Source organism: Paracoccus liaowanqingii (genome assembly GCF_004683865.2).
GTDB lineage: Bacteria > Pseudomonadota > Alphaproteobacteria > Rhodobacterales > Rhodobacteraceae > Paracoccus > Paracoccus liaowanqingii.
The window spans coordinates 2,407,726-2,421,237 of record NZ_CP038439.1; the positions used below are offsets into that span (position 1 = coordinate 2,407,726).

Annotated in this window: 12 protein-coding genes and 1 tRNA gene; 6 read left to right on the forward strand and 7 right to left on the reverse strand. The window is 70.0% G+C overall.

All coding sequences use genetic code 11. The features are described 5' to 3' along the window. Positions 1 to 46: 46 nt before the first annotated feature. From E4191_RS11590 to E4191_RS11605, 4 genes are read right to left on the reverse strand one after another with little or no spacing between them, the layout of a single operon-like run. On the reverse strand, positions 47 to 682 hold the full coding sequence (locus E4191_RS11590) for an aminotransferase class IV (RefSeq protein WP_228461275.1): 636 nt from the start codon (positions 680 to 682) through the stop codon (positions 47 to 49). Continuing rightward, positions 643 to 1,761, reverse strand: a complete 1,119-nt coding sequence (locus E4191_RS11595) for an aminodeoxychorismate synthase component I (RefSeq protein WP_135313544.1) — start codon at positions 1,759 to 1,761, stop codon at positions 643 to 645. The genes E4191_RS11590 and E4191_RS11595 overlap by 40 nt, the downstream gene beginning before the upstream one ends. Next, entirely contained in the window at positions 1,758 to 5,276 is a 3,519-nt protein-coding gene (mfd, locus tag E4191_RS11600) for a transcription-repair coupling factor (protein ID WP_135313545.1), read from the reverse strand. Before mfd ends, E4191_RS11595 begins: the two co-directional genes overlap by 4 nt. Positions 5,277 to 5,318: 42 nt before the next feature. Further along, positions 5,319 to 5,891, reverse strand: coding sequence for a hypothetical protein (locus E4191_RS11605; RefSeq protein ID WP_135313546.1), 573 nt, complete (start codon positions 5,889 to 5,891; stop codon positions 5,319 to 5,321). Between the two features lie 96 nt (positions 5,892 to 5,987). Between E4191_RS11605 and hemB the strand changes: the two genes are divergently transcribed. Further along, complete coding sequence (gene hemB / locus E4191_RS11610) at positions 5,988 to 6,983, forward strand: porphobilinogen synthase (RefSeq protein WP_135313547.1); 996 nt, start codon at positions 5,988 to 5,990, stop codon at positions 6,981 to 6,983. A gap of 70 nt (positions 6,984 to 7,053) precedes the next feature. Beyond that, positions 7,054 to 7,680, forward strand: coding sequence for a lipid-binding SYLF domain-containing protein (locus E4191_RS11615; protein ID WP_135313548.1), 627 nt, complete (start codon positions 7,054 to 7,056; stop codon positions 7,678 to 7,680). A gap of 194 nt (positions 7,681 to 7,874) precedes the next feature. Here E4191_RS11615 and E4191_RS11620 read toward each other — a convergent pair whose 3' ends face one another. Both E4191_RS11620 and E4191_RS11625 read right to left on the reverse strand, forming a co-directional pair. Continuing rightward, positions 7,875 to 8,510 (reverse strand): GntR family transcriptional regulator, encoded by a 636-nt coding sequence (locus E4191_RS11620; protein ID WP_135313549.1) that lies wholly within the window; start codon positions 8,508 to 8,510, stop codon positions 7,875 to 7,877. 31 nt (positions 8,511 to 8,541) lie between these two features. Beyond that, entirely contained in the window at positions 8,542 to 9,237 is a 696-nt protein-coding gene (locus E4191_RS11625) for a M48 family metallopeptidase (RefSeq protein ID WP_135313550.1), read from the reverse strand. Positions 9,238 to 9,334: 97 nt separating this feature from the next. Between E4191_RS11625 and E4191_RS11630 the strand changes: the two genes are divergently transcribed. Beyond that, on the forward strand, positions 9,335 to 9,652 hold the full coding sequence (locus tag E4191_RS11630) for an FYDLN acid domain-containing protein (RefSeq protein WP_135313551.1): 318 nt from the start codon (positions 9,335 to 9,337) through the stop codon (positions 9,650 to 9,652). Positions 9,653 to 9,934: 282 nt separating this feature from the next. Next, positions 9,935 to 10,010 (forward strand) — tRNA-Ala (locus E4191_RS11635). 286 nt (positions 10,011 to 10,296) lie between these two features. Here the strand turns inward: E4191_RS11635 and E4191_RS11640 are convergent. Continuing rightward, positions 10,297 to 10,935: a phosphatase PAP2 family protein gene (locus tag E4191_RS11640; RefSeq protein WP_176562705.1), complete on the reverse strand. Its 639-nt coding sequence runs from the start codon at positions 10,933 to 10,935 to the stop codon at positions 10,297 to 10,299. A 263-nt stretch (positions 10,936 to 11,198) separates the two neighbouring features. Between E4191_RS11640 and E4191_RS11645 the strand changes: the two genes are divergently transcribed. Both E4191_RS11645 and E4191_RS11650 read left to right on the forward strand, forming a co-directional pair. After that, positions 11,199 to 12,206 (forward strand): class 1 fructose-bisphosphatase, encoded by a 1,008-nt coding sequence (locus tag E4191_RS11645; protein ID WP_135313553.1) that lies wholly within the window; start codon positions 11,199 to 11,201, stop codon positions 12,204 to 12,206. Positions 12,207 to 12,422: 216 nt separating this feature from the next. Further along, entirely contained in the window at positions 12,423 to 13,508 is a 1,086-nt protein-coding gene (locus E4191_RS11650) for an FAD-dependent oxidoreductase (RefSeq protein WP_135313554.1), read from the forward strand. Positions 13,509 to 13,512: the final 4 nt, after the last annotated feature.

Consider the following 13,512-nt stretch of genomic DNA (forward strand, 5'->3'; position numbering starts at 1 on the left):
TTTGATCTGGCAGACACATCCCCCCTTTCCAGCCAAGGATCGGCCGTCAGGCCAGCCGCGCAGGGATCAGGCCGCGCAGGGCGTTGCCGCAGAATAGCTCTCCCCTTGGCAAGTCCTCAGGATGCAGGACGGCCTCGATGGCTGCGCCCGTGGCCAGCAGGCTCTCGCGCAGGACGCCCGGCAGAAGGCCGCAATCCAGCGGCGGGGTCAGCAGACGGTCGCCTTGGCGCAGGAACAGCGAGGTGATCGTGCCCTCGCACAGTTCGCCTTGGGTATTCATCAGCAGCGCCTCGTCCATCCCGGGCGGCAGGGCGGCGCGGGCGACGTCATAGACCGGGCGTCGGCTGCTCTTGAGGCGCAGCCAGGGGTCGTCCCGGTCGAGGCGCAGGTCCGACAGGATCACGCGCCAGAGGGGCGGGTTGGCGGGCAGCGGCGCATGGGTCACGGCCACCTCGCCGGCCCCGTCCACCGCCAGCCGGGTCCGCAGCACCGCGCCCTGCGGCAGGGCGGCCAGCGCAGGGGCCAGCCGCGCCTCGTCCAAGGGAAAGCCCACCGCCGCGCAGCCGCGCCGCAGCCGTGCCAGATGCAGGGGCCACAGGACGATGCGCCCGTCCGCCTCGCGGCGCATCGTCTCGAAGACGGTCAGGCCGTCGGGAATGGGGCCAGGAATGCGGATTTGCACAAAGCCTCCTGCCATTCGGATGCGGCGTCGCTGTCATGGACGATGCCGCCCCCCACGTTCAGCCGCAAGAGGCTGGGTTCGACCATCCAGGGAGAGCGGATCGCCACGCCGAAGCGCATCGGCCCCGCCGGATCGACCCATCCGATGGCCCCGCAATAGACCTCGCGCGGGGCCTGTTCCAGTTCGGCGATGATCTGCATGGACCGGATCTTGGGCGCCCCGGTGATCGAGCCGCAGGGAAACAGCGCGCCTAGGATCTGCGCCAGCCCGGTGCCGGGCAGCATCCGCCCCTCGACGGTCGAGACCATCTGGTGCAGCGTCGCATACTGCTCGATATGGAACAGCTGCGGGACGCGGACGCTTCCGGGATGGCAGATGCGGCTGATGTCGTTGCGCAGCAGATCGACGATCATCAGGTTCTCGGCGCGGTTCTTCTCGGACCCCTGCAGGGCCAGGGCGGCGGCGCGGTCGGTGGCGGGCGTCGCGCCGCGCGGGGCGGTGCCCTTCATGGGGCGCGTGCGGATCGTGCCGTCGGCGTCCACGGCGAAGAACAGCTCGGGGCTGCGCGACAGGATCACCGGGCCGCCCAAATCGACAAAGGCCCCCTCGCCCACCGGCTGGCGCGCCGCCAGCGCGGCATAGATCGCCAGCGGATCGCCCGTCACGCGGGCCTCCATCGGGAAGGTCAGGTTGATCTGATAGGTGTCGCCCGCCGCGATGTAGTCCTGCACCGCCGCGATGGCCGCGTCGTAGCGCGCCCGGTCCCACAGCGGGCGCGGGGCGCCGATGCTCACAGCCTCGGCCGGCGGCAAAGGCGGCGCGGGGCGCGGGGCGTCGAAGACGCCCATGAGGATCAGCGGCATCTGCCGGTCGTCGGGCATCAGGTCGGCGAGGCGCGGGGTCAGCGCATGGCCCAGCTCATAGGACAGATAGCCCGCCAGCCAGCAGCCCCGTGCGGTGGCCGCCTGCATCGCGGCCAGCGCGGGACCGACCCCCGCCGCCGTGTCGGCGCGGATCACCGTCTGCGGCGCGGTGAACTGCGTGCCCCCGCCCAAGGGGCCATGGTCGAAGCGGATCATGCCCGGGTGACGGCCTTGGGTCCGGCCTTGTCGGCGGCCTTCTTCGCGGCATGCCGGGCCGCGCCCTCGCGCACCTTGGCGGCCAGGTCGCGGGCCACCGCGAAGGCGCCCTTGATCCGTTCCGCGTCCGTGGTGAACTCGCGCTTGAGGACCACCTTGTTGTCGGTGACCTTGGCCGAGCCGCGCTCGTCGGACAGGAAATCGACCAGCCCGGCGGGGTTGGGGAACTTGTCCATGTGGAACTGCACCGTGACGCCCTTGGGCCCGGCATCGAGGCGCGAGATGTTGGCCCGCTTGGCCATCGCCTTGATGCGCATGACCAGCAGCAGAGTGTTCACCTCGCGCGGCAGCGGGCCGAAGCGGTCGATCAGCTCGGCGGCAAAGCCTTCCAGCTCGACCTTGCTGGTCAGCTCGGCCAGACGACGATAGAGGCCAAGCCGCACGTCCAGATCGGGGATGTAGCTGTCGGGAATGGTCACCGGCACGCCCAGGTTCAGCTGGGGCGCCCATTCATCCTCGGGCGTGCCCTCCAGCTCTCCGGATTTCAGCTTGGCGATCGTTTCCTCCAGCATCTGCTGGTACAGTTCGAACCCGACCTCTTTGATATGGCCGGACTGCTCATCGCCCAGCAGGTTGCCCGCGCCGCGCAGATCCAGATCCTGGGATGCCAGATTGAACCCCGCCCCCAGTCCGTCGATGCTGCCCAGGAACTTCAGCCGCCGCATCGCCTGCGGGGTCAGGGGCACGCGCGGCTTGGTGGTCAGATAGGCATAGGCGCGCGCCTTGGACCGCCCCACCCGGCCCCGGATCTGATAGAGCTGCGACAGCCCGAACATGTCGGCGCGCCAGACGACCATTGTGTTGGCGGTCGGGATGTCCAGCCCTGATTCGACGATGGTCGTGGCCAGCAGCACGTCATGGCTGCCGTCGTAGAAGGCGTTCATGCGCCCGTCCAGATCGCCCGCCGCCAGCTGGCCATGGGCCACGATATAGCTGATCTCGGGGACGTTCTCGGCCAGCCAGTGTTCCACATCGGGCAGGTCAGTCAGGCGCGGGACGACAAAGAATGACTGCCCGCCGCGATATTTCTCGCGCAGCAGCGCCTCGCGGATGGTGATGCTGTCGAACTCGCTGACATAGGTGCGGATCGCCAGACGGTCGACCGGGGGCGTGCCGATCACCGACAGGTCGCGCACGCCGGTCAGCGACAGCTGCAACGTGCGGGGGATGGGCGTGGCGGTCAGGGTCAGGACGTGGATGTCGGAGCGCAGCTCCTTCAGCCGTTCCTTGTGGCCCACGCCGAAATGCTGCTCCTCGTCGATGATCAGCAGGCCGAGGTTCTTGAAGCGGATGGCCTTGGCCAGCACGGCATGGGTGCCCACGACGATGTCGACGCTGCCATCGGACAGGCCGGTGCGGGTCAGGGCCGCATCCTTGGCGCTGACGAAGCGCGACAGCGGGCGCACGGTGATCGCCGTGCCGCGGAAGCGGTCCACGAAGCTGCGATAATGCTGGCGCGCCAGCAGGGTCGTCGGCGCCACCACGGCCACCTGCATGCCTTGGCTCGCGGCGATGAAGGCTGCGCGCATGGCGACCTCGGTCTTGCCGAAGCCCACGTCGCCCACGACCAGACGGTCCATCGGGCGGCCCGCGCCCAGATCGTCCGAGACGTCCTCGATGGCCGACAGCTGGTCGTCGGTTTCGCTGTAGGGGAAGCGCGCGGCGAAGGCCTGCCAGTCGTGATCCTCGGGGATCAGCACCGGGGCGGGACGCAGCAGGCGTTCGGCGGCCACCCGCATCAGCTTGTCGGCGATCAGCTTGATGCGTTCCTTGAGGCGCGCCTTGCGGGCCTGCCATGCGCCGCCGCCAAGGCGGTCCAGCATGCCCTCCTCGTGGCCATAGCGGGTCAGCAGCTCGATGTTCTCGACCGGCAGGTACAGCCGGTCGCCGCCCGCATATTCCAGCGCCACGCAGTCATGCGGCACCTTCATCGCCATGATCGTCTCGATGCCGGTATAGCGGCCGATGCCGTGTTCGACATGCACGACCAGATCGCCGGGGCTGAGGGTCTGGGTGTCCTTGAGGAAATTCTCGGCCTTGCGGCGCTTCTTGGCGCCCCGGATCAGCCGGTCGCCCAGCACGTCCTGTTCCGAGATGACCGCGATCCTGCCAAGCGCCGCACCGTCGGCCACGAAGCCTTCGTCCAGCGGCCAGACGGTCAGCCCGATGGACCCGGGGGTCTGGGGCAGGTCGCGCAGATCGGCGATGGGGGTCGCGCCCGCCAGCCCCTCGTCCGTCAGAAGGCCCGACAACCGGTCGCGGGCGCCGTCCGAGAAGCTGGCGATGACCACGCGGTGGGTCTTGGACAGCGTCTTGATATGGGTGGCAAGCGCGCCGAACAGGTTGATCTGCTCGGCCTGCCGCTCGGGCGCGAAGTTGCGGCCCGGGCGCCCGCCCGCATCCAGCACGCCCGGCCCGGGCGGCTGCTGCAGCACCGAAAGGCGCAGCACCCGGTGCGGGGCCAGCCAAGCCGCCCATTCGGCCTCGGTCGGAAACATCGCGTCGGGCGGCACGGGCTTGTAGACCGTGTCGGCACGGCCCTTGGCGGACATGGCCGCGCGGCGGGCGTCGAACTGTTCGGCGATGGTCTTGCGCCGCGCGTCGATCACCTGGCCCACATGGTCGTCCAGCACCACCGAGGCGCCGGGCAGGTAGTCGAACAGGCTCTCCATCCGGTCATGGAACCAGGGCAGCCAATGTTCCATCCCGGCGGTCTTGCGGCCCGCGCTGACGCTTTCGTACAGGGGATCGCTGCTGCCGCCGCCATATTCGGTGCGATAGGCCTGCCGGAACCGGGTGATCGAGGGCTCGTCCAGGATCACCTCGGACATGGGCGCCAGCTCGATCCGGTCCAGTTTCTCGGTGGTGCGCTGCGTGACCGCGTCGAAACGCCGCGCGCCGTCCAGCACGTCGCCGAACAGATCCAGCCGGATCGGCCCGCTGGCGCCGGGGGGGAAGATGTCGATGATGCCGCCGCGCACGGCGTAATCGCCCGGCTCGGTCACGGTGGGGCTTTGCGCAAAGCTCATCCGGACCAGGAAATCGCGCAAGGCGGCCTCGTCGATGCGGTCGCCCACGCGGGCGGCAAAGGCGGTGCCGGTGACCAGCTTGCGGGCGGGCACGCGCTGCAGCACCGCGTTCAGCGTGGTCAGCAGCACGAACGGCCCCTTGACGCGGCCCTGCGCCAGCCCGGCCAGCGTGGCCATGCGCGCCGCCTGGATCTCGGGCGCGGGCGAGACGCGGTCATAGGGCGTCGTGTCCCATGCCGGGAAATCCAGCGCCGGCAGCTGCGGCGCCAGAAAGGCCAGCGCCGCGCGGGTGGCGGCCAGACGCCGATCATCGCGGGCGATATGGATGACGGGCGCACCCCGGTTCTCGGGGCGCAGCGCCTCGCGCGCGATCAGGGCGGCGTCATAGCCCTCGGGCGCGCCGGAAAGGATCAGCTGGTCGGACATGGCTGCTGACCTAAGGCGGTGGGCGGGGAAGTCAAGCGCACCTCAGAACCCCACCGGGTGAATGACCGACCAGAGCGCCCCCCACAGGGCCGCCAGCGCGACAGAGACCATCGACAGCACCGTGACCCACCGCCGGTGCCAGGTCATCGCCCTCGACACCCCAAGCGCCGCCTCGGCCACCGGGGCGCCGCCGTCCTGCGCGGCCGCGATCAGCGGGAACAGGCGCCGCGCCAGCCGCACGCGCATCCAGAACAGCATCCAGAAGGGCACCAGCAGCAGGACCAGCGCCTGCGCCAGCTCCAGCCAGAAGACGAATCCCAGCACGATCAGCGAGGTCATCAGGAAGCTGGTCACGCCCAGGAACACCGCCCCCTCGCGCGGGCCCAGCCGCCAGCGGGGCAGCACCAGCGACAGCCAGTCCAGCAGGGTGATGACCGCCGGGCCCTGCCCCTCGCCCTCGCCTTGGGCGGATCTGGCGCGGGCCAGCACTTCGGAGGGCACGCCCAGCACGGTGCGGCCCGCGGCCGACCACATGCCGATCAGGGCCAGCCAGTACCAGATCGTCGTGAAGGACCTGCTGTCCAGAAGCCCGATCAGGCTGTCGAATTGCGGCACGGGCAGTTCCTTGTCCTTGGCTGCCGGCGACCTTAGAACGGGTTTCGACCAAGGAAAAGCGCCCCGGTTGTCCCACCGCTGTCACAGGAGGCCCGCATGGCCAGTCCGATCATCGCCCCCTTCCCCGCCACGCGCCTGCGCCGGTTGCGCCGCACCGCCAATATCCGCGCCATGGTGTCCGAGCGAAACCTGACCCCCGCCAACCTGATCTGGCCGATCTTCGTGACCGAGGTCGCGGGGGCGGAAGGCGAGATCGCCTCGATGCCCGGCGTGGAACGGCTGACGCTGGACGGGGCCAAGCGGGCCGCCGAACGCGCGGCGCGGCTGAACATCCCCGCCATCTGCATTTTTCCCCATTCCGACCAGTCCAGCCGGACCGAGGATTGCGCCCGTGCCTGGGACCCCGACAATATCGGCAACCTCGCCATCCGCGCTATCAAGGAGACCGTCCCCGATCTGGTGGTGATGACCGATATCGCACTGGACCCCTATAACGCCAACGGCCATGACGGGCTGGTCGTCGATGGTGAGATCCTGAACGACGAGACCGTCGAGGCGCTGGTCCGCATGGCCTTGATCCAGGCCGAATGCGGCGCCGACATCCTGGGGCCAAGCGACATGATGGACGGTCGTATCGCCGCCCTGCGCGCCGCGCTGGAACGCGAGGGGCATCAGCACGTGGCGATTCTGTCCTATGCCGCCAAGTTCGCATCGGCCTTCTATGGCCCGTTCCGCGATGCGGTCGGTGCCTCGGGGCGGCTGGTAGGCGACAAGAAGACCTATCAGATCAACCCCGCCAACCGGGGCGAGGCGATCCGCTGCGTCGCCCGCGATCTGGCCGAGGGCGCCGACATGGTCATGGTGAAGCCCGGCATGCCCTATCTGGACATCTGCCGCGCGGTCAAGGACGAGTTCGGCGCCCCCACCTTCGCCTATCAGGTCAGCGGCGAATACGCGATGATCGAAGGCGCGATCCGCAACGGCTGGCTGTCGCGCGATGCGATGGTGGAAAGCCTTCTGAGCTTCCGGCGGGCAGGCTGCGATGGGGTGCTGAGCTATTTCGCGCCCACCGTCGCCGAGATGCTGGCGTGACGCGGCACCCTCGCGTATCCTGCCGCGCAACGGGCCGCGACGAGCCCCGCACCCCGACACGAGGCGACACATGAGCAATCCCCATCACCTGTCCCGCCGCAACCTGCTGCTGGCGGGCGGCGCCGCTTTGCTGGCGGCCGGCTGCACCAACGCGGTGGGCACCGACGGCGCGGCGCAGCTGGACGCGCGCGTCGATCAGACGCATCAGTATCTGATCGGCACCTATCCCGCCGCCCAGCCCCTGCTGGAGGGTGCGCGCGGCGTCCTCTACATGCCGTTGATGACCGAGGCCGCGCTCGGCTTCGGCGGCGCCTACGGGCAAGGCGCGCTCAGGATCGGCGGTCAGACGGTCGATTACTATTCCTCGTCGCGCGCCACCGTAGGCCTGCAGGCGGGCGCGCAGCAATACGCGCATGTGCTGATCTTCCAGACCGACCAGTCGCTGGCCGCCTTCCGCGCCGCCCCCGGCTGGACCGCCGGCGCGGGTGCCTTCTATGCCATCCCCTCGGGCGGCATGGCGGTGGGCGCCGACACCTTCTCGGCCCAATTCCCGGTGGTCGCGATGATCTTCGGCCAATCCGGCCTGATCGCCGGCGCCTCGATCGAGGGCACGAAATACACCCGCATCATCCCCTCGACCCTGCCCAACCTGCGCTTCGGCACGATGGGCGCGCCGCCCGCGAGTCCGGCCGGCTGACAGGCCGGTCCAAAGCCGGGGGTTTCACACCCGTCGCCGAACGGCTCTCGAACCGGTGGCGCCCCGTCCGGCGACCCCCCGTGGGATACTTCTGCCAAGATGAAAGGACGATTTCATCTTGGCAGAAATATCCCGGGGGGAGTCCGAAGGACGGGGGGCAGCGCCCCCCTTTCTCTTTCGTGGATCTTGTCCGCTCAGGCCGAGGTCAAGTGCCTCAGCCCGTGGGTCACGTCGGCGCGCACGGCCAGGCGCAGCGCCGGCTCGTCGCCCGCCCGCAGCGCGGCCAGGATCATGCGGTGATGGCGGGGCGGCTCGTTGCGCTTCACCCGGCCGTAGAGGGCGCGCATCGTCGGCCCCAGCTGCAGCCAGATCGTCTCCAGCATCGCCAGCATGGCCGGGGCCTGGGCGCGCAGGTACAGCATCCGGTGGAAATCCAGATTGCAGCGGATATAGCCCACCGCGTCATGCCGCTCGACCGCGTCGGCGATGCGGCCGTTCATCGTGGCCAGCCGGTCGATCAGCGCGAAATGCGCGCGCGGCAATGCGCGCGCGGCCAGCTCGGGCTCGATGAGGGCACGCAGCGCGGCCAGTTCCTCGATCCGGTCGTCGGACAGCGCGGGCGTGGCCACCCGGCCCGAGCCCGACAGCGTCAGCGCCCCCTCGGCCACCAGCCGGCGCACCGCCTCGCGCGCGGGCGTCATCGACAGGTGATGGTCGCGGGCGATGCCACGCAGGGTCAGCGCCTTGCCCGGCGGCAGCTCGCCCAGCATGATCTGGCTGCGCAGGCTGCGATACAGGCGTTCATGGGCGGTGGGGTCGGTCGGGCTCATGATCCTGATGTGATCACGAATCGCGGTGCCGTCAATCGCGGAAGCGCCACAGCATCAGATCGCCGCCCTCTGCCTTCAGCCAGGCGCGATGGGGCGCGTGGCCCGGCATCAGCGCCTCGGTCTGCGCCCAGAATCGGGCCGAGTGGTCCATATGCGCCAGATGCGCGACCTCGTGGGCGGCGACATAGTCCAGCACCAGGGGCGGCGCCATCGCCAGCCGCCACGAGAACATCAGCCGCCCGTCCTGGGTGCAGCTGCCCCAACGCGAGCGCGTGTCGCGCAGCACGATGGCGCGATAGGGTCGCCCCAGACGGGCCGAGAATCCGTCGCAGGCCGCCCGAAGCCGGATCAGCGCCAGCTGCTTCAGCCAGGCGGCGACCACCGGCCCCGCCGGGCGGCCTTCGGGGATCAGCAGTGCATCGCCCTGCGGCTCGGGGCGGCGGACGGCGGCAGGGGTCAGGACCAGCGCCCGTCCCTCGACCGGCAGGACCGCCCCCGGGCGGGCCAGCCGCAGACCCGGCAGCCGCCCCATCGCCCGGCGCAGCCAGTCCTGGCGCGACAGGGCGAAATCGCGCCCCTGGGCCAGCGGCACGCCCGGGGGCAGCGTCAGCACCGCGCCCGATCCGTCGCGGGGCACGCGCAGCGTCATGCGCCGCGCCCGGGCCGAGCGGCGCAGCCGCAGCTCCAGCCCGTCTTCGAGGATGATCCGCTGATCGCCGCTTGCCATGCCCGCCCCGGCCTGCCAGATAAAGCCTTTGACACCCTCCGGCCGCTGTGGCAGGGGATCGCCCGATTTCCCCTAATCGCGGCTGAAGGAGAATACCATGCCCAAAGAAGAATGGGGCACCAAACGCCTGTGCCCGCATTGCGCCACCCGCTTCTACGACCTGAAGGCGGATCCGATGACCTGCCCGGCCTGCAGCAACCGCTTTACCGTGGACAGCCTGACAGACGGCCGCGGCAAGACGCTGGTGACCGAGAAGACCGTGGCCCCCACCGATGACGACGAACTGGTCGACGACGAGGAGGATGTCGCCGACGATGCCGGCGAGATCGACGACGACCTGCTGGAAGAGGATGATGACGACGGCGACGTGTCGCTGGACGACATCGCCGATGTCGCCGGCGACGAAGAGGAATGACCCCGAAGGCCGCGCCCCCAAGGCGCGGCCTTTGTCGTTGCCGGAGGCGGGTCCGGGACGGGGGCGATGATCCGGTGCCGATGCCAACCGGCCAAGAGCCGAGCCCGGCCATTGCCCCTGCCCCAAGGACTTCAAAGCCCTCGCACCTGGCCCTGAACCGGCCCCGGACCGGATTTTCCGGTCTGCACCGCAAAGGGCGAAGTTTTCCGCTTGCACCCCTCGGCGCCCCCCCCTATAGACCCCACACGCGGCGGCGCTGAGGCGCCTCGCGGACTTCACGGTGGGGCCATAGCTCAGTTGGTAGAGCGCTTGAATGGCATTCAAGAGGTCAGGGGTTCGATTCCCCTTGGCTCCACCAGACATCCTTCCCAAGTCGTCGATGCGACTTTCCAGGGTGATGTCTGCCTCTTTCTCCCCTGCAACCTCCCCCACATGATCGCGGCAGACGCAAATCCCTGTCCACGTTCGATATCGGGTCAGCTAGCCCTTGACCGAAGTGGTCCGTGCAATGGGCAGGGCGAAACGTCAGCCCGACCGCCGCGCCTGCCTGACCGGCGGCAGCGCCCGAGCCCAGGTGACATTCGGCGTCCGCGGGCAGGGTCCAGCAATCGGGCGGGGAAGCTGAAGCTTCCCCGCCTGCCACCCTACCGGTCCTTCAAGGATCGCATCGTCCCCTGGGACGACTCCACCATGCGCCACGCCTTGGACGACACGGCGCGGACGACCAGCGCCGAGGCGAGGCCCAGCACCGCCCCTGCGGCCACGTCCATCGGGTAATGCTTGGCCCGCGGCACCTGGATGCCCGCGACGACCGCCGCGGCAAGCAGCACGGGAACCGACGTCCGGGGCAGATTGCAGGCCATGGCTGTCGCCACGGCGACGGCGCCGGCCGTATGGCCGGACGGGAAGGAGGATTCATCGCCCCCCTGCCCCTCGTCCGGCTCGAAGCGATAGGTCCGCTTCTCGATCATCTTGTTCGGCCGCGTGCGGCGCACCCGGTTCTTGATGGCCCTCTTGATCAGGTTGGCCAGCACATGGGCGGCCATCATGTCCAGCCCCGTCCGCGCAAGGCGGGGTCGGCCCGTCAGCACGCCCGCAACCGTCACACCCGCGCAGACCAGCGCCAGCGGAGTCTGGTCGGCGATCTCGCTGACGGCCCCCAGGGCCCTGACCGCGGGGTGATCGCGATGGCGGGCGGCCTTGCCGGCGACGTCCTTGTCGGCCTCCTCGATCGAGGAGGCTGCATCGGGTGCACCGTCAGCGCGGCGGGCCATGTCGTTCATGTCGTGAAATCTCTCGTCTGGATGTCTGGGCCGGTCGTTCGGCCAGAGGCGGGGAAGCCGGATGCCGGCCCCGAAGTTCCCCTTCCTTTCGCAAACGTCAGGTGGCGCGCGCGCCCCGGAGGCCATTCCTGCAAATCGGTGACAGCCGCCGCCCCTCGGCCCCGCGCCGGCTTGCCAGTCCCGGCGGGACGCGACAAGGATGTGCCCGGGATCGCCCGATCCGCGCAGGGCGTCCTGCGGCACCAAGATTACAGGAGACATCCATGCGTCGGAAAAGCCTGACACAGTTTCTGGTCGAGCAGCAGCGCGAGCACGAATCCCTGCCCGGGCAGCTGCGGCTGCTGCTGGAGGTCGTGGCGCGGGCCTGCAAGCGCATCGGCTATACCGTCAACCAGGCGGGGACCGACGGGCTTCTGGGCGACGAGGGCGCGATCAACGTGCAGGGCGAGGCGCAGAAGCGGCTGGACGTGATGGCCAACGAGATGCTGCTGGAGGCCAACGAATGGGGCGGGCACCTGGCCGCCATGGCCTCGGAGGAGATGGACACGATCCATCCGGTGCCCAACCGCTATCCGATGGGCGAATACCTGATGATGTTCGATCCGATCGACGGATCCAGCAATGTCGACGTGGCGCTGTCCGTGGGCACGATCTTCTCGGTGGTCGAGGCGCCAGCCGACATCTCGGGCCGCACCCCCACGGAAGCGGATTTCCTGATGCCCGGGCGGCGGCAGGTCGCGGCGGGCTATGCGCTCTACGGTCCGCAGACGCTGCTGGTCCTGTCGGTCGGCACCGGCGTCTACGAGTTCTCGCTGGACCGGACGATGGGCGCGTGGGAGCTGACCGGAGAAAACCTGCGCATCCCCAAGGGCAAGCGCGAATTCGCGATCAACATGTCCAACCGCCGCCACTGGTCCCAGCCGGTGCGCAGCTATATCGACGACTGCATGGCGGGCAAGGACGGCCCCCTGGGCCATGACTACGGGATGCGCTGGACCGGGTCGATGGTGGCCGACATCCACCGCATCCTCAAGCGCGGCGGGGTCTTCATGTACCCCTGGGACAGCCGCAACCCCAATGCGGCGGGCAAGCTGCGGCTTCTCTACGAGGCCAATCCGATGGGTTTCCTGATCGAGCAGGCCGGCGGCCTGGCCTACGAGGAGAACCACACGATCCTGGACATCCAGCCGCAGGCCCTGCACCAGCGGGTCGGCGTGACCATGGGCGACCGCGACGAGGTCCAGCGGATCCTGGGCTATTTTGAGGCCTGACGGGGTCGGGCTGCGAAGGGGCCTCGCCGTTCCGGACTGCCGGGGCGGCGACCGGTCCGGAGGCCCTGCCGCATCCGCGCCTCGGCCTGATCGCGGCGCAGGTGCGGGCCGGGGTCGCCGCCCCGAGGGCGCGGCCGATGCGATGCGCTGTTCGTGCCGCTTGATCGCGCGGCCAAAGCCCCGCAGTCTGGCCCGCGACACGGAGAAGAGGTGCCCATGCCCGGCGGCGATGCCCCGCGGATCCTGCTGCTGGGGGCGGGACATGCGAACCTGCTGGCGGTCCCCCTGCTGCGCGCGGGCCTGCCCCGGGCGCGCATCACGCTGGTCGATGCGGGAAGCCATGCGATCTATTCGGGGATGTTTCCGGGCCATGTGGCGGGGCATTACGCGCCCGCCGACCTGAGCGTCGATCTGGCTGCCGTCGCGGTCCGGCACGGCATCGCCTTCCTGCAGGCGCGGGTGGCCGGGCTGGATCCCGCCGCGCGCGAGGTCCGGCTGAGCGAAGATCGGCGCCTTGCCTATGATCTGGCCGTGCTAGATCTGGGCAGCCAGGCCGCCATGCCCGAGATCGCGGGCTTCGAGCGACATGCGGTCCCGGTCAAGCCTCTGGACGGCGCGCTGGCCCGGCTGGCGCGACTGCCGCCGGGCGCGCCCGCCGCGATCATCGGCGGCGGGGTGGCGGGGGTCGAGCTGGCCCTGGCGCTGGCCCACCGCCGGGCCGGGGCGGTCACGCTGATCGAGGCCGGGCCCACCCTCGTGGCCAGCCTGGGGCCCCGGGCGCAGGCGCTTCTGCGCCGCGCGCTGGACCGCGCCGGGGTGCGGGTGCGGGTGCGGGTGCAGGTCGCGGAGGTCACGGACCGGCAGGTGATCCTGCAGGACGGGGCGCGGATCGACAGCGCCTTCACGATGGGCGTGGCCGGCGCGCGGGCGCAGGGCTGGTGGGCACGCGATCTGCCGGTGGACGGCGCGGGCTTCGTGCGCGTCACCCCCAGCTTGCAGGTCGAGGGGTATCCTATGCTGTTCGCCGCCGGGGATTGCGCCGCGATGATGCACGCCCCGCGCCCCAAGGCCGGGGTCTTCGCGGTCCGGCAGGCGCCGGTGCTGGCGCGCAACGTGATCGCCCTGCATCGCGGCAGGGCGCCGGAACGCCACGATCCGCAGCGCCATGCCCTGAAGATCGTCTCGCTTGGCGGGCGGACGGCGCTGGCGGAATGGCGCGGGATGACCCTGCACGGGCCGTGGCTGTGGCGCTGGAAGGACCGCATCGACCGACGCTTCATCGCCGGTCTGCGCGGGGGGTGACGGC